Raw genomic sequence first — 26,675 nt, forward strand, 5'->3', positions numbered from 1 at the left:
CCCAGTGTCAGGCAGATGCGGTGGTGCGGCCAAGCCCGGCGTGGCGGGCATAGTGATGCGCGCTGCCGCCGAACAGCGTGTCGAAGGCGACGAGGCGCTTGAAATAGGCGCCGACCTCGAGCTCCTCGGTGACACCCATGCCGCCATGGAGCTGGATCGACTGCTCGCCGACGAAGCGCGCGCATTTGCCGATCTTCGCCTTCGCGCCCGAGGCGGCCCGCGCCCGCTCGACCGGCGGGGTATCGGCCTTCAGCGCGGCCCGTAGCGCCATCGAGCGGGATTCATCGACCTGCATCGCCATGTCGGCGAGGCGGTGGCGGATCACCTGGTTGGCGGAGAGCGGTCGGCCGAACTGCTTGCGGATCTTGGTATATTCCAGCGTCGTCTCCAGCAGCGTCTGCATGATGCCGACGGCTTCGGCGCCCAGCGCGGCCATGGCGCGGTCGACGGCCCATTCGATCGTGGGCAGGACATCGCTGCCGTCGCCGAGCAGGGCGTCTTCCGGCAGATGCGTGTCGCACAGCTCGATATTGCAGGCACGTCCGCCGCCAAGACGCGGATAATCGCTGATGCCGAGACCTGGTGTCGTCGCCTGCACAAGGAACAGGCCGATCCGCCCCGACGGCCCCCGATGATCGTGGATATGCGCGGAGACGATGATCTCGTCGGCGGCATGTCCGTCGAGCACGGCGATCTTGCTGCCGGCGAGGCGCCAGCCCTGCGCCGTCTTGTTCGCGCTGGTCGTGATCTTGGCAAGATCGAATCGAGCAGCGCGCTCGGAATGCGCAAACGCGAGTTTCAGTGATCCGTCCGCGACCTTGGGCAGGCTCGCCTGCTTCTGCTCATTGGTGCCGCATCTGTCGATCAGCGCGGCTCCCAGCACCACGGTCGCGACATAGGGCTCCGACACCAGCCCGCGGCCAAAAGCTTCCATCAGGATGCCGATCTCGACCGCGCCGCCGCCGAGCCCGCCGAACTCTTCGGGCAGCGGCAGCGCCAGCCAGCCGAGCTCGGCGAACTGCTTCCACACCGCAGGGCTGAAGCCGAGCGGATCGTTCGCCATCCTACGGCGGTGATCGGCATCGTAGCTTCCGGCCACGAAGCGCTCCGCGCTCTCGCGCAGCAGCCTTTGCTCGTCACTGAGATTGAGATCCATGTTCTCTACTCCGCCGCCGGCGGCGGCTTGCGCACGGAGGGATGCAGGCCGGAGGGATCGACGATCATGCCGAACTCCTGAAGATTGTGGGCGTGGCAGAGCTGATGCAGCGCAAAGGCCTGGTCGATCGCGGCGGGCTGCCCCATCACGTCGACCGAGTGGTTCACGGCTTCCTTGGTCAGCTTCAGCGCGAAGGATGGCTTTGTCGCGATCCTGCGCGCCAGCTCCAGCACACGCGATGACAGTTCTGCGCGCGGCACGATTTGATTGACCATGCCGAGCTGGTGCGCCTCCTGCGCGCTCCAGCTGTCGGCCGTGAACAGGAATTCCTTGGCCTTGCGCGGGCCAAGCTCCCAGGGGTGCACGAACCATTCGACCCCGCAGACGCCCATGGTGACGACGGGATCGCAGAACTGCGCGTCGTCGCTGGCGATGATGAGATCGCAGGCCCAGGCCAGCATCAGCCCGCCGGCGATGCACTTGCCGTGCACCTCGGCGATCGTGGGCTTGGCGAGATTGCGCCAGCGCCGCGTGATCTGGAGATAAATCTCCTGCTCGCGCGCGAAGCGGCCATGAGCATTTGGCTCAGCAAAACCGCCCCAATTTCCAATCGGTTGAAAATCGACGCCGGCGGCGTTCTTGCCGCCGGGACGCAGATCATGGCCGGACGAGAAATGCGGCCCGTTGCCGGCGAGAATGATGACCTTGACCGAATCGTCCTGCACCGCCGCATCGAAGGCGGCGTTGAGATCGTAGGTCATCTGCAGGTTCTGCGCGTTGCGCGCCTCAGGCCGATTCATCACGACCCGGGTGATGTCAGGCTCGGGCCGCTCCACGAGGATGGTCTCGAACGAGGTCATGACGTTCCCCTGGCGTTTCCATTGTTGTTTTGCCTGAGTTGACTATGTCGGCCCGTGGGAGGCAAGAGGCTTGCGTCAGCCGGCTGCTTTTCGCGCCCCGAGAGCGATGCAAGACGTCTGGCGTCTTGCTTGTCCCATCTGGTAGTTTGCGCCAGATTCCACCGGGAGAAATTTAATGCGCAAGATCCTGACCGTGCTGGTGGCCCTGGCCTCGCTGAGCCTCACCAATTGCGGCTACAACGCGATCCAGAGCGAGGACGAGCAGATCAAGGCCAACTGGTCCGAGGTCGTGAACCAGTATCAGCGCCGCGCCGATCTCGTGCCCAACCTCGTCAACTCGGTGAAGGGATTTGCGCAGCAGGAGAAGGACGTGCTGCTCGGCGTCACCAATGCGCGCGCCAAGGTCGGCAGCATCCAGGCAACGCCCGAGGTGCTGAACGACCCGGCCGCCTTCCAGAAATTCCAGGCCGCCCAGGGCGAGCTTTCGAGCGCGCTGTCGCGGCTTCTCGTCGTCACCGAGAACTATCCGCAGCTCAAGTCGGACGCGCTGTTCAAGGATTTGATGTCGCAGCTCGAGGGCACCGAGAACCGCATCACGGTGGCGCGCAACCGCTACATCAAGGCGGTGCAGGACTATAACGTCACCATCCGCTCCTTCCCGAGCAACCTCACGGCGATGATGTTCGGCTACAAGGAGAAGCCGAACTTCTCGGTCGAGAACGAGAAAGCGATCTCGACGGCGCCGAAGGTGGATTTCAACCCGGCCCCCGCGCCGTCGAAGTAAGCGCGCGTTCTGGCTCCGATGCACACCACACACTTCGCTGTCATTCCCCGCGAAAGCGGGGAATCCAGTACGCCGTGGCTTCTCCGTATCTCGCTGCCGTCTCTGGAATACTGGATCGCCCGGTCAAGCCGGGCGATGACACTGAGTGTGTGGCTTGCGGCCATCTTTGCGCTCCTCCTCGCCGTCGCGCTTCCAGCCTCGGCCGACGTCGCCGTGCCCCAACTCACCGGCCGCGTGGTCGATCAGACCGGCACGCTCTCCAGCAGCGACATCGTCTCGCTCACGCAAAAACTGCGTGACTTCGAGAACCGCAAGGGCAGCCAGATCGCCGTCCTGATCGTGCCGACCACGCAGCCGGAGACGATCGAGCAGTTCTCGATCCGCGTCGCGGAGGCCTGGAAAATCGGGCGCAAGAAGGTCGACGACGGCGCGATCCTCGTCGTCGCCAAGAACGACCGGCATTTGCGCATCGAGGTCGGCTACGGCCTCGAAGGCGCGCTCACCGACGTCACCTCGCGGCGTATCATCGACGAGGACATCACTCCGAAATTCAGGAGCGGCGATTTTGCCGCGGGCATCGCTGCGGGTGTCGACCGCATGATCCGCGTGATCGACGGCGAGCCGCTGCCGTCACCCTCGCGCAGCGTCAACTTCTCTCACAATCTGGAGGACCTCGCGCCGGTGCTTGCCGTGTCGCTGTTTGCCTCGATCGGCGTCGGCGGCTTCTTCCGGGCCATGCTGGGGCGGCTGCTCGGATCGTTGGTGACCGGGGGCATTATCGCGACGATCACCTGGTTCATTCTCGGCTCTGCTGCGCTTGCCGCGGCCGTCGGCGTGCTCGGCTTCATCATCGGATTTGTCGCCGATCTGTTTTCGGCGATCACGCCGGGCACGGGCCGCTCGCGCGGCGGCTCATGGTCGAGCGGCTCCTCCGGCGGCTGGAGCAGCGGGTCGTCCTCCAGCGACAGCGGCAGCTTCAGCGGCGGCGGCGGCAGTTTCGGCGGCGGCGGCGCCTCGGGGAGCTGGTAGCGGTCATGAGCATCAAGCGCATTGCCAGGCATCTCGTGCAGCATCATTGGCGGGCAAAGCAGATCTTTCCGCCGGCCGTGCTGGGCCGCATCGAGCAAGCGATCAAGCGAGGCGAAGCCAGCCATTCCGGCCAGATCCGCTTCGTGGTCGAGGGCGCACTCGACGGCGGGCCGCTGTTTCGTAACCAGCCGGCCCGCGCGCGCGCTCTCGACGTGTTTTCGCATTTGCGCATCTGGGACACCGCCCATAACAACGGCGTCCTGATCTATCTCCTGCTTGCCGACCGCGACGTCGAGATCATCGCCGACCGTGGTATCGACGCGAAGGTCAGTGCCGAAGGCTGGGAGAGCATCTGCCGCGCGATGGAGGCCGAGTTCGCGTCCGGCCAGTTCGAGCGGGGCGTCATCGCCGGCGTCGAGGCAGTGTCGCGCGAGCTGGCGCGGCATTTCCCACCGCAAGGCCCGCACGCGAACGAGCTGCCGGATGCGCCGGTCGTGATATGAGGGACTGTGATTTGAGGGGCGGGCGCTGTCCGCCCCGTCATTGCGAGGAGCTCTTGCGACGAAGCAATCCAGACTTCCTCCGCGGAGGGATTCTGGATTGCTTCCGCCTTCGCTAAAGCTTCGGCGGACAAGTCGCTGCGCTCGCAATGACGTTGTGAGAGCGCGACAGCCCGCCTATTCCGCCGCCGTTCATCTTCGCCCGATTACAAATTGTTTCACGCCCGCCATACCGGTTCCATCTTCCCGGCTCAATTCGGCCCCGGATAATTTCCTAAAATTTCGGTAAGCGGGTCCGCAGGTAAGGATTTCGCAAGCAATGAAAGTTACCAAAAGGTCAACCCAGACTGGAGTATTTGAGCCGTGAGCGAACCAATGCCCGAGCAGGCTGCCCAGGACCATGGTGCCGTCGAAGCCGCAGCGACCGCGCCGGCTGTCGAGGCTGCTGCCGGGATCGACGCCCCCTCGATCGCGCCCGACCATGAGGCGCCGCCCAAACCTGATCCAGTCAAGCCGGATCCGGTCAAGGTCGAGCCGCCGAAGATCGAGGCCTCGCGGATCGATGTGCCGAAGCTCGAAGCGAAAGCCGAGACCAAGCCCGAGCCGAAGCCCGGCAAGCTCATCGTCATGGCGCCCTCTGAGCGCAGCTGGGACCGCGAGGATTTCGCTCCGCATGTGAAGGCGGACGAGCCGCGCGAGGCCGGCGGCAAGCGCCGCTTGTCAGCGATGGCCGCTGTGGTGGCGATTGCTGCTTGCGTCGGCGCGATCAGCGGCGCGCTTGCGACCGCCGGCATGATGCATTTTGCAGGCCCGGCCCAGGCGCCGGTCCAGGTCGCCGACACCAGCGCGCTGGATGCTTCGGTTGCGCGGATCGATGCCGACCTCGTCGCGCTGAAGGCCAATGTCGAGCACAGCTCGAAAACCGGCGTCAGCCAGTTCAATCGCGCCAATGATCGCCTCGACAAGCTCGAGAAGGCGCAGGCCGAGCCGCTGGCGAGGATCGCAAAATTGTCCGAGACCGTCGACAAGCTTCGCGCCACGCCGCCCGCCGCGCCAGCGCAGGCTGCAGCGGCGCCCGCCAAGGAGACCACCGGCTCGGTCGCGCCGACCCAGGTTGCGACCGCCGCCGCGCCGGCCCCGGTGCCCGCCGCGCCCAAGACCGAGGTCGGCCGTTTGCCGACGATCGAAGGCTGGCGGCTGCGCAGCACCGCCAATGGCGGTGCGCTGATCGAGGGCCGCGACGGCCTCTACGAGGTCTATCCCGGCGATCCCATCCCTGGCGTCGGCCGTGTCGATGCGATCCGCCGCCAGGACGGCCGCTGGGTGGTCGTCACCAGCAAGGGGCTGATTGTCGCACGCTGAGCGTTCGATATCCGACTTTGGAAGAGGCGCTTCACCACCATGTGAGGCGCCTTTTTGCTTGAATAGGCGTCCCAGCGCGGTGTTACCTAGGGCATGAGCCGCGCGCTGCGAATTCTCGTTGCTGCCGCCGTGTTGTTTGGCGGCGCCGCCTCGCTGTCGGCGGGGGAGATGGCGCAGTTGATGCGCGGCACGGCCATCACCGATCCCGAACTGCTGCGCAAGCTCGATGAGGGCGACGCTCTCACGATCCCGCACCTGTTGGCGCCGGAACGGGAGGCGGGCCATCCGCTGACGACCGACCTGCTGTTTTCGGAGCTGTCGCAGCTCAAGGAAATTCTCCCGGCGATCGACGCGGAGTTCGAGCGCTATATCGCCCAGCGGAAGGCGGAGTATCCGACCGAGACCATCGGCGTCGGCGAAGGCTTTGACGTGCAGCTGTTCGACCGGACTGTGCTGACATCTGCCAACACGCGTTTCGTGCTTGCCGGCATCGTCAACCGGATGGATCGCGCCTATGTCGCGGACGAGTCCTGCGGCGAGATTCGCTTGATCTACCGGCTCGCGCGTTTCGACGGCGGCAAGACCGCGACGCGCCTGCCGATGACGTTCAATCTGGTGATGAAGGCGAGAGACGCGCGCCAGACGGCTGCGGACGGCAAGCCGATCAGCTGCGCCGAGGTCGCGCGGCGCTGGCTCGACAACGGCAATTGGCAAGAGCTGATCCGCGGTCGAGACGACGCCATGCTCGATCGCATCGAGACCAACATCCAGATCTCCATCGCGCCGAAATCGCCGCTGCACGATTTCCGCTCCGACTATCTGCTCAAGGTGTTCAAGTACGACGCCGCCACGAAACAGTTCGTGGAAGCGGTGCTGGAGAACCAGATCGACCGCGACCGCATCCTCGCTGACGATGCGCTTCGGCGCGACTTCAAGGCCTGGCTGCTCGCACCCGAGAATTTTCGCGAGTTCGATCGCGGCACGGTGCTGATCCCGGAAAAGTTTCTGGCCAAGGCTGCGGTGGTGCCCACGCCTGCCGGCCTCGATGCCTCGGCGCTGCAGCCGGAGTTCGGCATGGTGCAAGGCGAAGGAAAAGGCGAGGGTCGCGATGATCCGGTCTTCACCGACAACGATGTGGTCGGCGCGTTGAAGCAGGCGGCCGCGCGCGGGGAGATGCAGAATATCCGTTCGATCGCAGGGTTCCAGCGCCGTCTCAACGACGTCACCTGCTCAGGTTGCCACCAGACCCGCGGCGTCGGCGGCTTCCATTTCCCCGGCGTCGACTGGCTCGTGGACAGGCCGCCCAACGCGTCTATCGTGCCGGCCTCGCCGCATTTCTTCGGCGACCAGTTGCGCCGCCGCGACATCCTGACCGCGTTTGCCGCGGGCAAACGCCCTGATTTCTCACGCGGATTTGCTAGCCGGCCGCAAACCCGCGGCAGCCGGGAGCTCGCCGGGAGCGAATATCAGGACGGCTGGGGCGCGCATTGTTCCCTCCAGGATGCCGGATCGGGAACGCCGGACAAGAGTTTTACGTCATGGAGCTGTGCCAACGGTCTCACCTGTCAGGCCGCCGCGGCCTCGCGCCGCATCGGCATGTGCTTCATCAAGACGCGTTAGCGCGTGATCCGTAAAAGTGTGCAGCGGTTTTCCGAAGAGATCACGCGCAAGAAAAGTCTCAAGCGAATTGGATGGCCTATGACGGATACGGGCAACGCCAACAAAGCGCGCAATCGCGAGATCGCACGCAATGAAGAAGTCAAGCAGGTCACCGGCAGTGTCCGCGTCAGCATCTGGGCGGTCACGATGGCCGTCATCGTCGGCGGCATCCTGTTCACGCTCGGCTGGCTGGCGGTGCGGTAGCCGAAGCCTTCACTTCGCGTAGTTCGTCATCCGCTTGCCCGGCAGCAGCTCGTAGGCCGGTTTCCAGCCGGGCAGCGCGGCCATGCGCCCGAGCCAGGCGTGGATGGCGGGATGGCTTGCGGCGAAATCAAAACCGTGCTCGTCGGTCGGATAATGCAGATAGGCCATCATCGAGATGTCCGCGACCGTCGGCTTCGCACCGATCGCGAATTCGTTGTGCTGGAGATGGCCGTCGAGAATGCCCAAAAAATCCTCGAGCCGGCGGCGAAAATGTTTCAGCACCTGCGGATCGTTCTTCTCGGTGAAGGCGCGCATGAAGCGGTAGGTCGCCATGTAGCCGGTGAGCTTGTGGTTGTCCCAGAACAGCCAGCGCAGCAGCTCGAACTTCTCCTCCTCTGTCTCTCCGCCGAAGCGGCCGTATTGCTCGGCAAGCTTGAGCAGAAGCGGCGCAGTCTGCGTCATCTTCACGCCGTCGATTTCCAGCACGGGAATCTCGCCCATCGGATTGACGGCCTTGCGCCATTCTGCCGTGCGCGTGACCCCGCCGGCGAAGTCGGTCCAAACAGGCTCGAACGTCTCGCCGCAAAGCGTCAGCATCAGCGCCAGCTTGTAGCTGTTGCCGGATTCGGGGAAGTAGTGCAGGCGGTAGAGGGGCATGGGGACCTCGAGATTGTTGTCTTGCGCTCGCAATGACGGCTGTAGCGCCGCCGCCTTTACCCCACCGCCCCCGAACCCCGCAGCTGCCTGATCGCGGCATCGTCGTATCCCGCGCCACGCAAAATCTCGTCACTGTGCTCGCCGACGGCGGGCGGTTTGCGCGGCTGGACCTTCTTGGTGCCGTCGATCCAGATCGGGCTGTTGATGGTGAGCATGGTGTCGTTCTCGAACGGCACCAGCACCTCGTTGTCGAGCATCTGCTTGTCGTTCGGGATGTCGTCGAGAACGGCGACAACGCCGAACACGAGGCCATTGCCGTCGAGGATTTTTCGCCATTCGGCGAGATCCTTCGTCGCAAAAGTGTCGTCAAAGATATTGATCAGCTCCACCGAGCGGGCGTGGCGGTCGGCCTTGGTGGCGAAGCGGGGATCGTTGATCAGGTCCTCGCGCCCGAGGCATTTGGCCAGCGTTGGAAACTGCTTCTCCTCGCTCAGCAGCGACAGGATCAGCCAGCGGCCGTCCTTGCACTGGTAGTGGTTGGCGACCGCGTTGAGCGCGCGCTCGCGCGACCGCCGCTCGCCGAACTTGGCGCCGCAGAGTTTTGCCTGCGCCAGCACGCTCGCCGCCCACACCCCGTTCGCCATCAAATTGGAGGCGACATGCGAGCCCTTGCCGGTCTTCTCGCGCTGGTACAGCGCGGTGACGATGGCGCCGTAGAACGCCATGGCGCAGGGATGGTCGCCCATGCCGGCGACCGAGCGGGCCGGGGTCGTGTCGGTGTCGGCACGGACCAGATCCATCAGGCCGGAGCGCGCCCAATAAGCGTTGCTGTCGAAGCCGGGCTTGTTGGCCTCTTCGCCTTTCTCGCCATAGCCGGTGAAGGAGGCGTAGATCAGCCGGTCGTTGAGATGGGCGAGATGATCATAGGTGATGCCGAGCTTGGCGCGCACCGGCGGCGGCATGTTGGTGATGAAGACGTCGGCCTCTGCGACCAGCTTGTAGAGCACGGCCTGCGCCTCCGGCTTGGAGAGATCGAGCGCGATGCTCTTCTTGTTGCGGGCTTCCAGCAGCCAGGCGAAATTGTGCTCGCCTGAGGGATAGCCCGGCAGGTTCGGCAAATTGCGATAGGGGTCGCCAGTGCCGGGCGGTTCGATCTTGATGACATCGGCGCCGAAATCCGACAGCACGGTCGCGGCCGCGGGCGCTGCGATGAAGCTCGCGCAGTCCAGAACCTTCAGCCCGGCAAAGATGCCCTTGTCCATCGCAGCGTCGCTCCCTCGCTCTTGTCGTTTCCCGCGCGCTGGAATTGGCGCGGGCCACGTGATGGGAGCATTAGACCGATGTTTTGCGGGGATGCAACGGCGCGTGGCGCAGGGCCTTACTCCTCTCCCGCAAGCAACGCCGCATTGCCACCCGCGGCCGCCGTGTTGATGGTCACCGTCTGCTCGGTGGCGAAGCGCGCGAGGTAGTGCGGGCCACCGGCCTTGGGGCCGGTTCCGGACAGGCCGTTGCCGCCGAACGGCTGCACGCCGACGACGGCGCCGATCATGTTGCGGTTGACGTAGATGTTGCCGACCTGGACGCGGTCGATGATGGCTTCGATCGTGTCGTCGATGCGGGAGTGGATTCCGAGTGTGAGGCCGTAGCCGGTGCGCGCGATCGCCTGCAGCACGCGCTCAAGCGTCTCGGCGCGATAGCGCACCACATGGAGGATCGGGCCGAACACTTCCTCGGTGAGCTGTCCGGCGTCCTTGAGCTCGAAAATATGCGGCGCAACGAAGCAGCCTTCCGGCACGGCGCCTGCAAAGTGCAGTTTCGCCTCGCGCGTCATCCGCGCGATATGCGCGTCGAGGCGTTGCTTGGCCTCCGCGTCGATCACCGGGCCGACATGAGTTGCGACGTCACAGGGATCGCCGATCTTCAACTCGCGCGCCGCGCCCGCGATCATCTCGATCATGCGGTCGGCGACGTCCTCCTGCACGAACAAGAGCCGCAGCGCCGAGCAGCGCTGGCCGGCGGAGCGGAACGCGGAAGTGACGACGTCGTCGGCGACCTGCTCCGGCAGCGCGGTGGCGTCCGCGATCATGGCATTGATGCCGCCGGTCTCCGCGATCAGCGGCACGATCGGCCCGTCCTTGGCGGCGAGCGTCCGGTTGATCTGGCGCGCCACCTCGGTCGAGCCGGTGAAGACGACACCGGCAATATCGGGATGTGCCGTCAGGGCTGCACCGATCTTTCCGTCGCCGGTGACGAGATGCAGCGCGCTTCTGGGGATGCCGGCCTCGTGCAGCAGGGCCACGGCTTCGCGCGCGATGCGGGGTGTCTGTTCGGCGGGTTTTGCCACCACGCTGTTGCCGGCCATCAGCGCCGCCGTGACCTGGCCGAGGAAAATCGCCAGCGGAAAATTCCACGGCGAGATCGCGACGAAGACGCCGCGGCCGCGCATCGCCAGCGCATTGCTCTCGCCAGTCGGACCCGGCAGGGCGGCGTCGCTTCCGAACAGTTTGCGGCCCTCTGCGGCATAATAGCGGCAGAAGTCGGCGGCCTCCCGCAGCTCCGACAGCGCATCGTCCAGCGTCTTGCCGCCCTCGGCTTGCAGCAGCGCGATGAAACGGGCGCTGCGGCTCTCCAGGAGATACGCGGCCTGCTCCAGTGCCGCCGCGCGCAGGGCTGCCGGCGTCCGGCTCCAGGCCGCAAAGCCCGCGCGCGCAGCAGTCACCGCGGCGTTGGCCTGATCCGGAGTGGCATCGGCGACCGGCTTGAGATCAGCCGTCTCGGCGTTCACGTCAGCCAGCAATCGGTCGAGCGCAGCCCGCGCGCCGAATTCGACGCCGCGCGAATTGCGCCGCTCCGGTGCAAAGAGCTCGCCGGGCAGCGGAATTTTGGGATGGGCCGCCGCTTGCGGCCGGACGATGGCATCGGCGGGACGCTGCAGCAGGGCCGACATCGGCACGCGGTAATCGGCCGCCTGCGCCACGAAGGAGGAATTGGCGCCGTTCTCCAGCAGACGCCGCACCAGATAAGCCAATAGATCGCGATGGCTGCCGACCGGCGCATAGGTGCGGTAGGCGATCTCAGAATGGTCCTTGGCAAGCTGCTCGTACAGCGCTTCGCCCATGCCGTGCAGGCGCTGGAATTCGAAGCCGCCGCTATTCCCGGCAAGCTCCAGCACGGTCGCGACCGTCAGCGCGTTGTGGGTGGCGAATTGCGGGAAGATGCGAGGCCGCAAGCCAAGCAGCTTCGAAGCGCAAGCGACGAAGTTGAGATCCGTCATCGCCTTGCGCGTGAACACGGGATAGCCGTCGAGCCCGCGTTCCTGCGCGCGTTTGATCTCGGTGTCCCAATAGGCGCCCTTGACGAGGCGCACCATCAGCTTGCGGTCATGCGCGCGGGCGAGTTCGTCAACATAATCGATCACCGCGCTGGCGCGTTTCTGATAGGCCTGGATCGCGAGGCCAAATCCGTCCCACCCGGCAAGCGAGGGATCGGCGAGCGTTGCCGCGATCACGTCGAGCGACAGCTCCAGCCGGTCGGCTTCCTCGGCATCGACGGTGAAGTTGAGGTCATGGGCCTTGGCGCGCTGCGCGAGGTCCAGCAGTTGCGGCACCAGCTCGGCCATCACCCGCTCGCGGCTGATGGCCTCGAAGCGCGGATGCAGTGCCGAGAGTTTGACTGAGATGCCGGGCCGGTCGGGCAGGGGATGGGGGCCGGCCGCCTTGCCGATGGTTTCGATGGCGCTGGCATAGGCCTCGAAATAGCGCCTGGCGTCCGCCGCCGTGCGCGCGCCTTCGCCGAGCATGTCGAAGGAATAGCGCGGCTTCTGGCCGGAGCGCGGCCGGCCCCGCTCCAGCGCCTGCTCGATGGTCTCGCCCAGCACGAAATGATTGCCCATCAGCCGCATCGCCTGGCGCGTGGCGGTGCGCACTGCCGGCGCGCCGAGCCGCTTCACCAGACGGCCGATGGTGCCGTCGGGCGTCTCGCCGGGCTGGATCACCCGCGCCGACAGGCCGAGCGCCCAGGCCGAGGCGTTGACCAGGAAGGCGGTGGACTTGGTCTCGTGGTGGATGAAGTCACCCTCGCCGAGCTTGTCCTCGATGAACTGGTCGGCAGTGCGCGCATCGGGCACGCGCAGCAGCGCCTCGGCCAGCACCATCAGCGCGAGTCCCTCCTTGGTCGAGAGCGCGAACTCCCGCAGCATGTCCTCGACCCCGCCAAGCCGGTCGTCGCGCTTGCGGATCGCCTCGATCAGCCGCGTCGCGGTGCGGTCGATCCGCGCCTCCTGCGGCGGGGCCAGATGCGATCCCGGCAACAACCGCGTGGCGATCTCGGCATCGTCAGGTGCGTAGGGGGCGGTGAAAGGAGGCGGGGTGTTCGGCATGGCGTGTCCTGTGGCTGAAATCCAGGATAGTGCCCGTGTGACCGTGGTTCGATAGACAATTTAGCCAATTTGCCTTAGAAAATGAAGATCATCGGCTAATTGGCCTTGCACGATATGGAATTAGATCGAACCGACCGGAAAATCCTCTCCATTCTGCAGGAGGACGGACGAATCGCCAATGTCGACCTCGCCGAGCGCATCGGACTGTCGCCGACCTCGATCGGCGAGCGGCTGAAGCGGCTGCAACGGGAGGGCTTTGTCGAGGGCTATGGCGCGCGGCTCAATCCGCACCGGCTCGGCCTCGGGCTCCTGGTGTTCGTCGAGGTGCTGCTCGACAAGACGACGCCCGACAATTTCGAGCGGTTTGCACGCGCGGTGAAACTCGCGCCCGAAGTCTTGGAGTGTCACATGGTTGCCGGCGGCTTCGACTATCTTGTGAAAGCGCGGCTGGCGGACATGACCGCCTATCGACGCTTCCTCGGCGAGACCCTGCTGTCGATGCCGGGCGTGCGCGAGACGCGGACCTATGCGGTGATGGAGGAGATCAAGCGCGACGCACCGTTGCCGGTGGACTAACGAAGTGCTGTCGCGATTGTCATTGCTGTGGCGTTGAACGAGCGGTCTTCGCGCGAAAAATAGCTCTCCGTGTGCAATCGCAACGCCTGTCGTCGAATGCACTCACCGTCTTCTAAATTTTTTTGGCCCGGGCTCCCGGACAGATCCGGGAGGCAGCAATGGCTGGCGGGCTTAGACTTTGAGGTTCTCTGCGGAGGTTTTGCCCCGGTTTGCGATCTCTTCGTATTCCACCGTCTGCCCCTCATTCAGGGAGGACAAACCGGCCTTCTGCACTGCCGAGATATGCACGAACACATCCTTGCCGCCCGACGCAGGCTGGATAAATCCATAACCCTTCGTCGGGTTGAACCACTTGACCGTACCTTTAGCCATCACGACTTCTCCGCGGGTCTTCCTCCGAGATCTCGAACCGCCAGTCCCCGCCAACCGGCCGGTTCGGTCCTAACAGGATACGCGGAATGTGGCCGGCTTGGTAGCTCAAACCACATCGGCATTTCGCCGAATTCCGCTCAACTTCGCGGCGCTTTTGCCGGTTTTGCCCGTTTCGCGGTCAATCGTCCGCACGCCGCGCGCCATCCGTCAATACGTCGCGGCGAGATAATCGACGATCTTGCCGACATCGGCATCGTCGATCGGCGCGCCATAGACCTTGATCATCTTGGTCACCTCGGCCTGCCAGAAGCCCTTCTTGTCCTTCATCGGCGGCTGCGTCGCGACGTAATCGGCCGAGTGGCAGGCGCTGCAATTGCCCTGCACGACGTCGAGATTGGGCCCGGGCTTGAAGGCGGCGACCTCGTCCGGCGTCTTGTAATTGACCGGCGCGGCAAGCGCCGAACCCATCGCGGCGGCAAGGGCGAGTGAGACGGCGAGGAGGACGGTGCGCTGCATGATCATTCTCCTTCAGGCCACAGTCACGCGGACGGTTTCGACGACGTTGCGCAAATAGCCGGCCGGGTTCCAGCGCGGCGTGTCCGGCTGCGTCTCGCCGCCATTGCCGGTGGCGCGCACCTTGAGCTCATGGCTGCCAGCCGAGAGCTTCACCGGCAGCTTCCATTCGCGGAACGAGTACTTGCCGAGATCCTTGCCGAGCTTGGCGCTCACCCAGGTCTTGCCGCCGTCGGTGGAGACCTGGACCTCCCTGATGCCCTTGCCGCCGTCGAAGGCGATGCCGCGCAGGGTGGTCGCGCCCGCCTTCAGCTTGGCGCCATCAGGCACGCTGGTGATGAAGGAGCGGATGGTGAAGCGGTTGATCGGGATGGTCGCCTTCGGCGCCGTGCCGGGCTCGACCGCGTTGTTGGGCGTATCGGGGATGCGATAGGCCGACTTCATCCAGAAGCCGTCATAGACATTGTCGATGACGGTGATCTCGTTGAGGTGCTTGACCCAGTAGGTGCCGAAATAGCCGGGCACGATCAGGCGCAGCGGAAAGCCGTTGAGGAACGGCAGATCCTCGCCGTTCATGCCGTAGGCCAGCATGACCTCACCGTCACTGGCATGATCGATATCGAGCGCCTTGACGAAGTCAGGTGTCTTGTCGCTGACCGGCCCGTCCATGCCGTTGAAGGTGACCTGCCTGGCGCCGCTCTGCACGCCGGCCATCTCCAGCACCGCCTTCAGCGGCACGCCGCGCCAGCGCGCATTGCCCATGGCGCCGTTGGCGAGCTGGCCGCCGGCGACGCGCGGCTCGAAGAAGCCGCGGCTGTTGCCGGAGCACTGGTTGACGGCGATGAGCTCCGTCGCCTTCATCTTCCTGATGTCTTTCAGCGACAATTTCAGCGGCTTGTCGACCTTGCCCTTAACCTCCAGCGCGAACTTGTCGGGGTCGAGATTGTAGGGCAGGTCGGAGAGGTGATTGCGCACGAAGAACGCGTTGTTCGGCGTGATCGGGCCGTCGTTGAAGATCGCAAACGGCGTCTCGAGCTGCGGCGGCCGGCTGGTCAGGCCGATCATCGGCCGCTTCTGCGGATATTTCACCAGTGGCCGTTCGCCATTGGCGAATGGGAGCGTGACGGTGTCGAGTGCCAACGCTTTGGTGGAATGCAGTGTGGCCGCCATGGCGGTCAGGCCCGCTCCCTTGAGCAGGTCGCGTCGATCGAACATCTGTCCCTCCCGGAGCTTTTCGTCGGTCTGTGGTCATCACCACGGACCCGCGCTCATCTGTCGCAACGATCTCGGCGAAGTCAATTCGTGCTTTCGCAGCAGGCCCATGCCGCTGCGTTGCAGCAGGCCGGTGTTACGGCTGTGGTGAGATTGAACCGACCTGTAGCCGCGACGACGGTGCACCTCTCCCGCTTGCGGGAGAGGTCGCGCCCCGGGCGATGCGAAGCATCGTCGCGCGCGCGGGTGAGGGCTTTCCCCTCTGGGGGATTGTCCCGTTGCGGAGACACCCTCTCCCGCAGCGGGCGAGGGAGCGCACCGCTTGCGTGGCTCGCAGCCTACGCCGCAACGCGCGCGCTTCGATCAACCAGCGCTGTCAGCTCCCTCGCATCCGCGACCAACCGCACGGCAAGCGGCTCGTCGCGGCCGCGGATCGCGACCTCCTGCTGCGGCAGGGCGTCGTCGACAAGGCCGGCGGTGCGGCGGACCTCTTCCGAGACGACGGCCTCGCAGGCCAGCGACTTGGTCATGTCCTGGAGCCGGGCGGCGACATTCACGGCATCGCCGAGCGCGGTGAAGACGATGTGGTCGCGATAGCCGATGTCGCCGATGATGACCTCGCCGCCGTGGATACCGATGCCGAAGCGGATCGGCTGGCGCAGATCGTGGCTCAGGAGCTCGTTGAGCTCGTCGATATGCGTGGCGATGCCGGCGGCGGCCTTCAGCGCCTGCCGGCAGGCTTGTTGCGGATCGGCCGTCAATCCGAACAGCGCCAGCATGCCGTCGCCGACGAACTGGTTCGGCTGGCCGCCGTTCTCGATCACCGCCTGCGACACCGCGCCGAGGAAGCGGTTGACGATGAAGACGGTGTCGAACGGCAGCCGCTTTTCCGCGAGCTGGGTCGAGCCGCGCATGTCCACGAACAGGCTGACGAGATAGCGCTCCTGGCCGATTCTGGCTGGGGTCGAGGCCTGCCCGTCCGTGGCATGCGTGTGCGGCGTGAAGAGTTGGAAGAAGGAGAGGTCGGACGTCGGTCGCAGCTGGCAGGCCAGCCGGATCGAGGGGTCGGCGGTGCCGACGCGGGTGAGCACGAAGGCCTCGCGCTGCGACGGTGTGGGCAGCGCGTCATGGTCGCCGATGATGCGGATGCGGCAAGTCGAGCAGCGGGCGCGGCCGCCGCAGACGCTGGCGTGCGGCACATTGTGCCTCAGGCTTGCTTCCAACACGGAGAGGCCCTTGGGCACCCGCACCGTCTTGCCGTTGCCGTAGGACAGCGCGATCATGCCGCCGCGCCGCTCGCGCCAGGCCCGCACGCCGCGCGCCGCCAGCGCCAGCGCGAGCAGACCGAAATAGCCGACGGTGAGGCCGCCGGTGATGCGGTCGAGCGTGTTGCCTTCCGCGACCGTGCCGACCTGGCGGCGGCTGAGATTTTGCGCACGCCAGTCACGATCGTCGCTCTCGATCTCGACGCTGCGGCCGCCCTGATAGATGCCGAGCAGCGACAGCGTCGGGATCAGCACGGCAGCGGCGAGCAGATAAGGTGCGGCGCGCGCGAAGAACGGTTTGAGGCGCAGCCAAAAATAGATGCCGATGCAGCCGTGCACCCAGGCGATCAGCAGCAGGATCGTCATCAGCCAGAGCCGGCTGGGCGCGGCGACGAAGAAGAGATAGAGCTCCTGCGGATAGAGCTTCTCGTGTCCGTACAGCGTCTGGCCGAGCCGCACCCCGATCACATGCCCCATGACCAGCGCGGGGATGCTCAAGCCCAGCACGAGCTGAAGCGGTTCGATCGTCCGCCAGCGGAACTGTCGGCGCTGATACAGCGCGTAGATGCCGAGCCCCATATGCGTGAGCGCCGCCGTGTAGAACAGCATCGCGACGGGGAGGAACTGCCAGAAGGCGGTATGATAGGTGACCCCGGCCTCCATGGCCTCGACCGAGACATTGCCGAGCGCATGGTTGAGGAAATGGCTGATCACATAGGCGAACAGGATCACGCCGCAGACGAGCCGCACCTGCCGCGCGCTGGTGGCGCGGATGGCGGATATCTGTATGGGAGCGGTGGCCATGATTCTGTTGTATCAGTTCAGGAAGGAGAACGGCCAGCGTAGCGGTAAATTCCCGATGTGGACAGGTTGTGAGGTCACATGCCGGTCAAGGTGACGAAATCGTAGGGTGGGCAAAGGCGCGCACTTGCGTGTCGTGCCCACGGTTTTTTCCGATCATATCCTGATCGTGGGCACGCTTCCGCCTTCGCTCTTCGAGCTACGGCGGACGAGTCGCTTTGCCCACCCTACGGCACCCCGCGTTGGGGTTGGGATCATGGCTCGGCCATCCCCCGCATTGACTCCCCCTCCCAGGTTGGCGAAAAGCGCGGCCGTGACGATCGCTCCCGATATCTCCGTAAAGCCAGACGGCTCCGAACGCCGTCTCATCCGTGTTGCCGTGCTCGTCATCGCCGCGATGACCGTGCTCCGGATCGTCTACGCCTCCGCGATCGAGCTGCGCACCGACGAGGCCTATTACTGGACCTGGTCGAAGGAGGGCGCGCTCAGCTTTCTCGATCATCCCCCCGGCATCGCCTGGCTGATCCGTTTTGGCACTGCGATCTTCGGCGACACCCCGCTCGGCGTCCGCTTCGGCGGCATCGTCGCGATGTTGATGACGCAGCTGCTGCTTGCCGACATCGTCCGCCGCCTCAGCCATGATGTGCGCGCGATCGTGTTCGCGGTGCTGATGCCGGAGGCCGCGCTCTATTACGGCCTGCTGATGGCCAAGGTCGCGCCCGATGTCGCCATGATCCCGTTCGCGGTGGCGATGATGTGGTCCTTGGTGCGGCTGGCGCAGAGCGGCGACGGTCGCTGGTGGCTTGCGGCCGGTCTGTTCGCTGGCCTCTCGATGCTGTCGAAATTCACCGCGATCATGTTCGCGCCCGCGGTTGCCGCCTTTCTGCTGGTGCCGGATTGGCGCTGGCGTTGGTTGCGCAGCCCCTATCCTTATCTCGCCGCGCTGGTTGCGATCGCAGTGTTCTCGCCGGTGCTGATCTGGAATGTGCAGCACGATTGGGCCTCGTTCCGCTTCCAGGGCGTGCGCGCCACCGCCAATTACGGCATCTCGCTGCGCACGATCGGCGATTACATCGGCCTGCAATTCGGCCTCGTCGGCTTCGTCATGCTGCCGGTGGTGTTGACCGGGTTGGTGCTGACGGCATGGCGCGGCTACCGCACGCGCGAGCCGGTCGCGATCCTGTTGTCGACCGCGGTGCTGGTGCCGTTTCTGTATTTTCTCTTCAAGTCGACCACGCTCCGGGTCGGCGACACCTGGCCGATGTTCATGTGGCCGGTCGGCTTCGCTGCGGCGGCCGTGAACCTTGCGACGATGGCAAAGGAGAGCTGGTCGGCCCGGATGCTCGACTCGTCGCTGTTCTGGGTGAGAACAGCGATCGTCTCGGGCATCGCCTTCGTCGTGATCGTGTTCCTCTATTATGTCGCCGCGCCCTGGAATCTTCTCGGCAAGATCGATCCGATCGGCGCGGAAGCCGGCTATGAGCAGGTCGCCGCACGTGCGCAGGCCGCGCTGGATGAGACCGGCGCGACCTGGATCGCCACCACGGATTACCGCACCTATGCCATGATGCGCTGGCTGTTCCGCGGCCGCGTGCCCGTCATCGAGCTCAACGAGCGCGGCCGCTTCCAGGATTTTGCCGATCCCGGCATAGACAAGATCAGGGGCCGCGCCGGCATCTATGTCGGCCGCGAGCCGGACGATCGTTCGTCGCTGTGGGAGAGCATCCCGGCCAAGCGCCAGCCGCTCGGCCGGGTCGAACGCCGCTGGCGCGGCCTCGTGATGGATACCTATGCACTGGAGAAGCTCACCGGCTGGACCCCGGAGCTGTCGCCGCCGAAGGATTCGCCGCTGTTCCTGTGGAAGGTGCTGGCGGGGGAATTCGAAAAGCTAGTGCGCGTAGCGCCAGTGGGGTGGAGTGATCTCGCCACACGGGCAGTATCGTAGGGTGGCAAAGCGACTCGTCCGCCGTAGCTCGAAGAGCGAAGGCGGAAGCGTGCCCACGCATTTTTTGCGATCGAGATGGTGGGCACGGCGCAAGGGCGCCTTTGCCCACCCTACGATTCCGGCTTGCGGAGAGAGCTCTCATCCGTCCTCTTCTTCCTTCTTCCGCAACAGGTCCGTCGCCAAATCCGATAGCTTCGGCGGTGGCAGTGCTGCGAACGGCAGCGGCCTCGTGACGTCGATCGCCGCCAGTCCCAGCCGCGCCGTCAGCAAACCATTCAGCACGCCTTCGCCGAGGCGCTGAGACAGTTTTGCCGCGATGCCGTGGCCGAGCATCTGTTGCACCAGGCTGTCGCTCGCGGCCATGCCGCCGGTGATGGCGAGATGGGCGATGACGTGCCGAAGCAGGCGGATCATGCCGAGCGCGCCGGGGCGGCCGCCATAGAGCCGCGCGAGTTGGCGGATCAGGCGCAGCGCGGCGACGAACACGAACAGCACGTCGATCGCGGCGCGTGGGCTCACCGCGGTCACGATCGACACCTTTTGCGCGGCTGACGACACCAGCCGCCGCGCCTCCGCATCCAGCGGCGACATCAGCTCGCGCTCGGCGAGCCGGATCATATCGGCGCCGTCGATGATCTCGCCGGTGTGGCTCTCCAGCGTGGCGCGGGCGCGCGCGAGCTGCGGGTTCTGGTGCGCGATCTTGAGCAGGTCCTGCACGATGACGCGGCTCTCCTTGCGGTCGTCGCTGGCAAGCACGGCGGCGGCGCGCTGGTGCAGTTGCTCGATCGCGGCGAGGCGTACGAGGCCGAACGCCTCGCGGCCGATTACCACCGCGAGCGCAAGCGCGGTCACGAGCGCGAAGGTGAGACCGACGTAGCCGAGGCTTTCGCTGCGCGCGAACAAATCCTCGATCAGATGGACGACGCCGAGCCCGGTGCCCAGCAGCGTCAACCCGGCAACGCCCGACCAGAACAGCGCGCCCCAGGGAAAGCCGCGGCGCGCGGGAAGCGCGGTTTGAACCGGCACCGGCAGCGCCAACGGGTCGTGCTCCGGCGTGATCTGGATCGTGGCGCGACTGTTCCGGCTGATCTCGTCGGCTTCGGTGACGACGACGCCGGGATCGTCGAGCCGAAACGTCGCCGGCCGCCGTGGCTTCGATCGCTCGGTCATGACAGCTTGTCTCCGATCAGGAACTGCAAGGCACGGTCGAGGCGGATGTGCGGCAGCGACGGCGGCTCGCTGCCTTCGCGGTCGAGTGTGGGCGGGCGGAAGCGCAGGAAGCGGAAATCGCTCGTCTCGGCAGCCTCGGTCGCGAGGCCGCGGAACGCATCCGCGCCGTTGAACAGGGGCTCGGGATCCAAGGGCAGGTCGCCCGGAAAGGCCGCAACTTCCGTGTTGCCGTCGAAGAACTCGCCGCCGGCGCTTTCGCCCGCGGCCGGCGTGCCCAGGATCGACGGCAATTTGTCGCGGCCGCGTGCGACCTGCGCTTCTCTCGTGGCACGCACCGCGGCGAGCGCCACAACGTCGATCGCCGCCCCGGTATTTTCCGCGCGCGCAACGGCGCCCGAGACCGCGCGGCGCAGCACGGCCTCGAGCCGGTCGTGGCTGGAATGATGCAGATGATCCGCCTTGGTCGCCGCGAACAGGATGCGGTCGATGCGCGGCCGGAACAGGCTGGAAAGAAGCGTGCTGCGGCCGATGTTGAAGCAGTCGAGAATGCCGGCAAGGGCTGCTTCGAGATCGTGCAGCGCCTCGGGACCGGAGTTGAACGCGGCAAGCGCATCGGCGAGCACGATCTGGCGATCGAGCCGGGCAAAATGATCGCGGAAGAACGGCCGCACCACCACGTCCTTGTAGGCCTCGAAGCGGCGCACCATCATCGCCCACAGCGAACCCTCCGGCGCCTGCCCGCCGATGGACACGTCGAGCGGCGCAAAGGTCAGCGCTGGGGAGCCTGCGAGATTGCCCGGCATCAGGAAGCGGCCGGGCGGCAAGAGGCTCATCGCAAAGCGCCCGTCGCGACAGGCGCGCAAATAGTCGGTGAAGAGCCTTGCAGCGGTGAGCGTCGCCTGCTCGTCCTCGCGTGCGGCTGGCTTGAGCGTTGCGAGATGGGCGTGCCATTCGCTCGCAAGATGCGCACGCGGCGCCTCGCGCGACAGCGCAAGGCTTTCCGCCGACCATTGCTCGAAACTCTTCTGCAGCAGCGGCAGGTCGAGCAGCCATTCGCCGGGATAGTCGACGATGTCGAGCGTCAGCGTGCGGTCGGCGCCGTTCGGGCGCTGATAGTCGATGACCAGGCGGAGCTCGCTGATGTCGACGGTCGAATTCGGCCAGCGCCGCTCCTCGATCAGCGCGCGCAGATGGCTTTCATAGGCAAAGCGCGGCACGGCATCGTCGGGCTGCGGCGCCAGATGGGCTCGCGCGATCCGGCCCGAGGCATAGGCTTCGAACACCGGAAACCGGCCGCCGCGGGTGAGGCCGTTGATCAGCGCGGTGATGAACACGGTCTTGCCGGCCCGCGACAGGCCGGTGACGCCGAGCCGCACCGTCGGATTGAAGAAGTGCTCCCCATAGTCGATCAGCGCCTGGGCCGACAACCGCGCCTCTTCGACCATATCCTGGAAACTGAATGCCATGTGAACGTTAGGGGATCTCGGGCGGGAATACGCAAAATGGATTAGTCACAAAAGTGGCAACTGCCTGAAGAAAATCAAGCTTCATACTTCTACCGCCTTTGTCGGCAAATCAGTCGTTTGAACGACGCGCCGATCCCGAAACACCCATAGAAGAGGGCATTGCCTCATTCCTGCGGATTGCCATGACCGCCTTCCAACTGAAACAACTTGCATCCACCTCCGTCCACGCCGCGGCCGACGTGATCGGCTGGAACTATGACCGCGCCGAGGTCATCGCGGACGGAATAGTCCACGCGATCGGCGTGCTCTCCGGCATCATCGCCGCGACCGTGCTGGTGGTGCTGACGGCGGTCTATGCCGACGCCACCTACATCGTCGGCGTCTCGATCTACGTCGCCGGCCTGCTCTCGATGCTGGTGCTGTCGGCGACCTATAATCTCTGGCCGGTGTCGCCGGCCAAATGGCTGCTGCGGCGGTTCGACCATTCCGCGATCTATCTCCTGATCGCGGCGACCTATACGCCGTTCATCCTGGAGGTGAGGGACAGCGGGCTCGCGCTGGTGCTGCTCGCCGGCGTCTGGTGCGTGGCCATCCTCGGCATCGTGCTGAAGCTGTTCTATCCCGGCCGCTTCGACCGCGTCTCGGTCGGCATCTATCTCGCCATGGGCTGGAGCGGCGTGATGCTCTACGACGCCGTGGTCAAGGCGTTGCCCGCGCTGGTGCTGGGCTTCATCCTTGCCGGCGGCCTGCTCTACAGCTTCGGCGTGATCTTCCACGCCTGGCGGCGGCTGCGCTTCCAGAATGCGATCTGGCACGGCTTTGTCTTGGCCGGTGCGGCGTGCCATTATACCGCGGTGCTCGACCTCGTGTTGAGCTGAGCAGGCTTCAAGAAGCGGTATAATAAAAGAGGAGACGTCGCATGCAGGTGACCGGCAAGGTCGTGGTCGTCACGGGCGGCGCAAACGGCATCGGCAAGGCGCTGTGCGAGGCCTTTTACAACGCGGGCGCAGCCAAGGTCGTCGTCGCGGATATGGATGCCGCCAATGCAAGGGCGGTCGCGGCCATGGTGGATGGTGCGGCCTTCAAATGCGACGTCGCGCAGGAAAAGGATATTTCGCACGTCATCGAGGAGACCGAGCGGCAGTTCGGCCCCATCGACCTGTTCTGCTCCAATGCCGGCATCGGCGGCGGTTTCGATCCGATGTCCGTCAATGCCGGCGGCGCCTCCGACGAGCCGTGGCAGCGCAGCTGGGCGATCCACGTCATGGCCCATGTCTATGCGGCGCGGCATCTCATCCCGCGCATGAAGGCGCGCGGCGGGGGCTATTTCCTCAACACGATCTCGGCCGCGGGCCTGCTGTCGCAGGTCGGCAGCCCGGCCTATTCGACGACCAAGCATGCGGCGGTCGGCTTTGCCGAGAATCTCGCGATCTCGCACAAGGCCGACAACATCAAGGTCTCGATCCTCTGCCCGCAGGGCGTCGACACCAATATGCTGCGCTCGATCCCGAAGGGCCCGCAATCCGGCGACGGCGACCTCACGCCCGAGCAGGTGGCGAAAGACGTGCTCGCCGGCCTCGAGCAGGAAACGTTCCTGATCCTGCCGCATCCGCAGGTGCTCGGCTACATGCGCAAGAAGACCGAGAATTACGACCGCTGGATCGGCGGCATGGCCAAGATCCAGGCGAAGATGCGGGAGGAGTTCGGGAAGTGACCTTCAGGTCATCCCGGGGCGGTCCGTAGGATCGAACCCGGGATCTCGAGATTCCGGGTTCGATGCTTCGCATCGCCCCGGAATGACGAAAGCTATCGGGGCTACACCAGCGCCTCATCCTCCACCCGGCTCTGCCTGAGCGCCCGCGCATAGAGCATCATCCCCTCACGCACGATGCGCTGCTCCGCTTCTGTCAACGCCGCCAGCGCGCCGCGCACCTGCTGGCGGCCGAATGCGTGCAGCGCCTGCAGCGTGCGCCGGCCCTTCGCCGTCAGCGACAGCCTCTTGCTGCGCGCATCAAGTTCGTCCGGCGTCTCACGTAGCTCGCCGCAATCGATCAGCTTGCGCACCAGGCGGCTGACGCTGGATTTTTCCAGACGCAGGAAGTCGCCGAGCTCGCCTGAAGTCATCGGGCCGCGGATCCCGATCTCCAAAATCGTATGGACGGCGGACGGCGGATAGTCCGATGCCGCCACCGTCGCATCCATGAAGCCGAGCTCGCGCACCATCAGGCGCGAGGCGGCGCGGATGTCGTCGATCACGGCAAGCTCGGTCATCTTGACTCCCGGCATATAGTTGTATCATACAACTATACGGGCGCAACGGCGCGCACAAGCGTTTTGGAGTGAGCGATGAGCGGAGCTTTGCCGGCTGGTCAGCGGATGAGAGGCAAGATTTGCCTGGTCACCGGCGGGGGCAGCGGCATCGGCCGTGCCACGGCGCTCCGCATGGCGTCCGAGGGCGCCGAAGCGATCTTTGTCGCCGGCCGGCGTGAAGCCGAGATCGACGCCACCGCCTCAGCGTGCCGTGAGCTCGGCGTGGAGGCCGTCCCGGTCAAAACCGACATCACGCGTGAGGACGAGGTCGAACGGCTGGTGCGTACGGCCGTCGAGCGCTGCGGCCGGCTCGACGTCGCCTTCAACAATGCCGGCTTCCAGGAGCGCCGCGCGCCGCTGGAAGAGCAGGGCACCGATATCTACGACAGCGTGTTCGACACCAATGTCCGTGCGCTGTTTCTCTGTCTGCGCCATCAATTGCCGGCGATGCTGGCGCAGGGGCGCGGCAGCATCGTCGTCAATGCCTCCGTCAGCGGCGTGCGCAATCCCAATCCCGGCTTCTCGCTCTATTCGGCCTCGAAAGCAGCCGCGATCTCGCTGACGCGCTCGGCGGCGCTGGAGAACGCCCCGCGCGGCATCCGCATCAATGCCATCGCGCCCGGCCGCGTCGTCACCGACATGATGCTGCGCGCCGGTGTCGGCGACGTCGCAACCGTCAGCGCCGGCCTGCCGCTGCGGCGGATGGGAAGCCCGGAGGAGGTGGCGGAAGCCGTGGTGTGGCTGTCGTCCGACGCATCGTCCTATGTCGTCGGGCATGTGCTCGCCGCGGACGGGGGATTTTTGGCGTCGTAGAGGGCCTAATGCTTCTGCCCGTACAGCACCGGCACCGCCGAATCCACGACGACCTCGATCAGGCTCGTCCCCTCATGCGCCATGCCGCGCTTGAGCGCCTCACCCAGGTCCGCGGCCTTCGTCACCCGCACCGCATGGCAGCCCGTGCCTTCGGCGAGCCGGACGAAATCGATCCCTGGCAGCTCGAGCCCCGGCACGTTGCGCACCTGCATCACCTGGCTGAACGAGCGCATCGCGCCGTAGCCTGAATTGTTGATGACGACGACGGTGAGCGGCAGCTTGCGCTGCGCGGCGGTCCACAGCGCCTGGATCGAATACATCGCCGAGCCGTCGCCGATCAGGCAGACGGTGCGGCTGTTCGGCTTGCCGAGCGCCATACCGACGGCCGCGGGCAGCGAGTAGCCGAGGCCGCCGCTCGCCATGGTGTAGAAACTGTCCTGGCCCGGCATCGGCAGAAACTTCTGCATCGCCGGCCGGTGCGAGGGCACTTCCTCGACGACCGACGTACCTTCCGGCATCGCCTGCGACAGCGAATGCAGCAGGAACTCGACCGGCAGCGGATCAGCGGCTTGCGGCGCCGGCGGCAGCGTACGGCCTTTTGGCACGACGCGTTTGCTCTCGGGCAGGAGGTCGAGCAGCAGGCTGAGCGCCGGCTTCATGGTGGCGATGATGCTGGTTCCCATGGGCGTGACCGCCGCCGCATCCGGATCATCGGTGATCTGAAAGATCGTCGCGCCGCCGTCGAAGATGGCGGCATGGCCCTCGACATGGAAGGTGAACACCGGCGCGCCGATGACGACGACAAGGTCGTGCGCGCGCAGCGCATCGGACAGTTGCGCCGGCGAAGCGTGCAGAAAGCCTGCGAACTGCGGATGCCGCTCCGGGAACGAGCAGCGCGCCGAAAACGGGCTGACCCAGACGCTGGTCTTGGCCTTCTCGGCGACGCGCACCATCAGATCGACCGCGCCGGCGCGGTCGACGCCGGGGCCGACGACGAGGGCAGGGTGCTTTGCGCTGGCGAGCGCCGCGGCCAGCGCCTTCATCGCGTCAGGCTCCGGGCCGATCTCGCGGCTGACCTTGCGCGCTTCCACCGGCGCCGTCGCATGGGCCCAGTCGTCGATCGGGATCGACACGAAGGTCGGCCCGCACGGCGGCTGCATCGCGGTGTAGTAGGCGCGCGCGATTGCGGCCGGCACGTCCTCGGGCCGTGCCGGCTCGATGCTGTATTTGACATAAGGCCGCGGAAATTCGGAGGCCCGCTCGGCATAGAGGAACGCCTGCAGCGGCAGGATCGAGCGCGCCTGCTGGCCCGCGGTGATCACAAGCGGCGTCTGGTTGCGATGCGCGGTGTAGATGTTGCCGAGCGCGTTGCCGACGCCCGCGGCCGAGTGCAGATTGACGAAGCCGGCATTGCGCGTCGCCTGCGCATAGCCATCGGCCATGCCGACCGCGCTGGCCTCCTGCAGCGCCAGCACGTAGTCGATGTCGTCGGGCCAGTCGGAAAGGAACGGCAGCTCGGTCGAACCAGGGTTGCCGAACACTCTAGTGATGCCGAAGGCGCGCAGCAGATCGAGCGTCGCCTGCTTGACGGTGACGGACTTGCTGCCGGTCTTGCCGCTCTTGGCCATGGTTTCCGTCCCCTG

24 protein-coding genes are annotated in these 26,675 nt (G+C 65.6%); 11 read left to right on the top strand and 13 right to left on the bottom strand.

Going from position 1 to position 26,675, the window contains the following annotated elements:
• Positions 1-7: 7 nt before the first annotated feature.
• Positions 8-1,156: an acyl-CoA dehydrogenase gene (locus IVA79_RS07855; RefSeq protein WP_247551570.1), complete on the bottom strand. Its 1,149-nt coding sequence runs from the start codon at positions 1,154-1,156 to the stop codon at positions 8-10.
• Positions 1,157-1,161: 5 nt separating this feature from the next.
• Entirely contained in the window at positions 1,162-2,016 is an 855-nt protein-coding gene (locus IVA79_RS07860) for an enoyl-CoA hydratase (protein WP_247551572.1), read from the bottom strand.
• Positions 2,017-2,191: 175 nt separating this feature from the next.
• On the opposite strand from IVA79_RS07860, the gene IVA79_RS07865 reads away from it, so the two are divergent.
• The 6 genes from IVA79_RS07865 to IVA79_RS07890 all read left to right on the top strand — a co-directional run bounded on the left by IVA79_RS07865 (position 2,192) and on the right by IVA79_RS07890 (position 7,554).
• Positions 2,192-2,800: a LemA family protein gene (locus IVA79_RS07865; protein ID WP_247551574.1), complete on the top strand. Its 609-nt coding sequence runs from the start codon at positions 2,192-2,194 to the stop codon at positions 2,798-2,800.
• A 135-nt stretch (positions 2,801-2,935) separates the two neighbouring features.
• The gene (locus IVA79_RS07870) at positions 2,936-3,829 is read left to right on the top strand and encodes a YgcG family protein (protein WP_247551576.1); all 894 of its coding nucleotides are present in this window, start codon (positions 2,936-2,938) and stop codon (positions 3,827-3,829) included.
• Between the two features lie 5 nt (positions 3,830-3,834).
• Entirely contained in the window at positions 3,835-4,332 is a 498-nt protein-coding gene (locus tag IVA79_RS07875) for a TPM domain-containing protein (protein WP_247551578.1), read from the top strand.
• 372 nt (positions 4,333-4,704) lie between these two features.
• Complete coding sequence (locus tag IVA79_RS07880) at positions 4,705-5,691, top strand: hypothetical protein (RefSeq protein WP_247551773.1); 987 nt, start codon at positions 4,705-4,707, stop codon at positions 5,689-5,691.
• A 93-nt stretch (positions 5,692-5,784) separates the two neighbouring features.
• Positions 5,785-7,311, top strand: coding sequence for a hypothetical protein (locus IVA79_RS07885; RefSeq protein ID WP_247551580.1), 1,527 nt, complete (start codon positions 5,785-5,787; stop codon positions 7,309-7,311).
• A 78-nt stretch (positions 7,312-7,389) separates the two neighbouring features.
• Positions 7,390-7,554 carry a hypothetical protein gene (locus IVA79_RS07890; protein WP_247551582.1) on the top strand — a complete coding sequence of 55 codons (165 nt, stop codon included), beginning with the start codon at positions 7,390-7,392 and terminating at the stop codon, positions 7,552-7,554.
• 9 nt (positions 7,555-7,563) lie between these two features.
• Here the strand turns inward: IVA79_RS07890 and IVA79_RS07895 are convergent, their stop codons facing one another.
• The 3 genes from IVA79_RS07895 to putA form a co-directional block, all read right to left on the bottom strand.
• Complete coding sequence (locus IVA79_RS07895; RefSeq protein ID WP_247551584.1) at positions 7,564-8,211, bottom strand: glutathione S-transferase family protein; 648 nt, start codon at positions 8,209-8,211, stop codon at positions 7,564-7,566.
• Positions 8,212-8,267: 56 nt separating this feature from the next.
• The gene (locus tag IVA79_RS07900; protein WP_247551586.1) at positions 8,268-9,473 is read right to left on the bottom strand and encodes a CoA transferase; all 1,206 of its coding nucleotides are present in this window, start codon (positions 9,471-9,473) and stop codon (positions 8,268-8,270) included.
• 116 nt (positions 9,474-9,589) lie between these two features.
• Positions 9,590-12,589, bottom strand: a complete 3,000-nt coding sequence (gene putA / locus IVA79_RS07905) for a bifunctional proline dehydrogenase/L-glutamate gamma-semialdehyde dehydrogenase PutA (protein WP_247551588.1) — start codon at positions 12,587-12,589, stop codon at positions 9,590-9,592.
• 114 nt (positions 12,590-12,703) lie between these two features.
• Between putA and IVA79_RS07910 the strand changes: the two genes are divergently transcribed.
• Positions 12,704-13,165, top strand: coding sequence for an Lrp/AsnC ligand binding domain-containing protein (locus IVA79_RS07910; protein WP_247551590.1), 462 nt, complete (start codon positions 12,704-12,706; stop codon positions 13,163-13,165).
• Positions 13,166-13,336: 171 nt separating this feature from the next.
• Here the strand turns inward: IVA79_RS07910 and IVA79_RS07915 are convergent, their stop codons facing one another.
• The 4 genes from IVA79_RS07915 to IVA79_RS07930 all read right to left on the bottom strand — a co-directional run bounded on the left by IVA79_RS07915 (position 13,337) and on the right by IVA79_RS07930 (position 17,331).
• A complete protein-coding gene (locus IVA79_RS07915; protein WP_008134691.1) occupies positions 13,337-13,537 on the bottom strand; it encodes a cold-shock protein in 201 nt (66 codons plus the stop codon).
• Positions 13,538-13,744: 207 nt separating this feature from the next.
• Positions 13,745-14,053, bottom strand: coding sequence for a cytochrome c (locus IVA79_RS07920; RefSeq protein ID WP_247551592.1), 309 nt, complete (start codon positions 14,051-14,053; stop codon positions 13,745-13,747).
• A 12-nt stretch (positions 14,054-14,065) separates the two neighbouring features.
• Positions 14,066-15,265 (bottom strand): molybdopterin-dependent oxidoreductase, encoded by a 1,200-nt coding sequence (locus tag IVA79_RS07925; protein WP_247551594.1) that lies wholly within the window; start codon positions 15,263-15,265, stop codon positions 14,066-14,068.
• A 335-nt stretch (positions 15,266-15,600) separates the two neighbouring features.
• Complete coding sequence (locus tag IVA79_RS07930; protein ID WP_247551597.1) at positions 15,601-17,331, bottom strand: adenylate/guanylate cyclase domain-containing protein; 1,731 nt, start codon at positions 17,329-17,331, stop codon at positions 15,601-15,603.
• Positions 17,332-17,725: 394 nt separating this feature from the next.
• Here IVA79_RS07930 and IVA79_RS07935 point away from each other — a divergent pair, with 394 nt between their 5' ends.
• A complete protein-coding gene (locus tag IVA79_RS07935; protein WP_247551775.1) occupies positions 17,726-19,273 on the top strand; it encodes a glycosyltransferase family 39 protein in 1,548 nt (515 codons plus the stop codon).
• Positions 19,274-19,411: 138 nt separating this feature from the next.
• Here IVA79_RS07935 and IVA79_RS07940 read toward each other — a convergent pair whose 3' ends face one another.
• Both IVA79_RS07940 and IVA79_RS07945 read right to left on the bottom strand, forming a co-directional pair.
• Positions 19,412-20,443: a TIGR01620 family protein gene (locus IVA79_RS07940; protein WP_247551599.1), complete on the bottom strand. Its 1,032-nt coding sequence runs from the start codon at positions 20,441-20,443 to the stop codon at positions 19,412-19,414.
• Positions 20,440-21,909: a YcjX family protein gene (locus tag IVA79_RS07945; RefSeq protein ID WP_247551601.1), complete on the bottom strand. Its 1,470-nt coding sequence runs from the start codon at positions 21,907-21,909 to the stop codon at positions 20,440-20,442. The genes IVA79_RS07940 and IVA79_RS07945 overlap by 4 nt, the downstream gene beginning before the upstream one ends.
• Before the next feature lie 182 nt (positions 21,910-22,091).
• Here IVA79_RS07945 and IVA79_RS07950 point away from each other — a divergent pair, with 182 nt between their 5' ends.
• Together IVA79_RS07950 and IVA79_RS07955 are read left to right on the top strand one after the other, a co-directional pair.
• Positions 22,092-22,787: a hemolysin III family protein gene (locus tag IVA79_RS07950; RefSeq protein WP_247551603.1), complete on the top strand. Its 696-nt coding sequence runs from the start codon at positions 22,092-22,094 to the stop codon at positions 22,785-22,787.
• A 41-nt stretch (positions 22,788-22,828) separates the two neighbouring features.
• Entirely contained in the window at positions 22,829-23,623 is a 795-nt protein-coding gene (locus IVA79_RS07955) for an SDR family oxidoreductase (RefSeq protein ID WP_247551605.1), read from the top strand.
• A gap of 101 nt (positions 23,624-23,724) precedes the next feature.
• Here IVA79_RS07955 and IVA79_RS07960 read toward each other — a convergent pair whose 3' ends face one another.
• Positions 23,725-24,180, bottom strand: coding sequence for a MarR family transcriptional regulator (locus IVA79_RS07960; protein ID WP_247551607.1), 456 nt, complete (start codon positions 24,178-24,180; stop codon positions 23,725-23,727).
• A gap of 75 nt (positions 24,181-24,255) precedes the next feature.
• On the opposite strand from IVA79_RS07960, the gene IVA79_RS07965 reads away from it, so the two are divergent.
• A complete protein-coding gene (locus tag IVA79_RS07965; RefSeq protein WP_247551609.1) occupies positions 24,256-25,032 on the top strand; it encodes a glucose 1-dehydrogenase in 777 nt (258 codons plus the stop codon).
• 5 nt (positions 25,033-25,037) lie between these two features.
• Here the strand turns inward: IVA79_RS07965 and mdlC are convergent, their stop codons facing one another.
• Positions 25,038-26,660, bottom strand: a complete 1,623-nt coding sequence (gene mdlC / locus IVA79_RS07970; protein WP_247551610.1) for a benzoylformate decarboxylase — start codon at positions 26,658-26,660, stop codon at positions 25,038-25,040.
• Between the last annotated feature and the right edge of the window lie 15 nt (positions 26,661-26,675).

The sequence above is a fragment of the Bradyrhizobium sp. 138 genome, assembly GCF_023074075.1.
Taxonomy (GTDB): Bacteria; Pseudomonadota; Alphaproteobacteria; order Rhizobiales; family Xanthobacteraceae; genus Bradyrhizobium.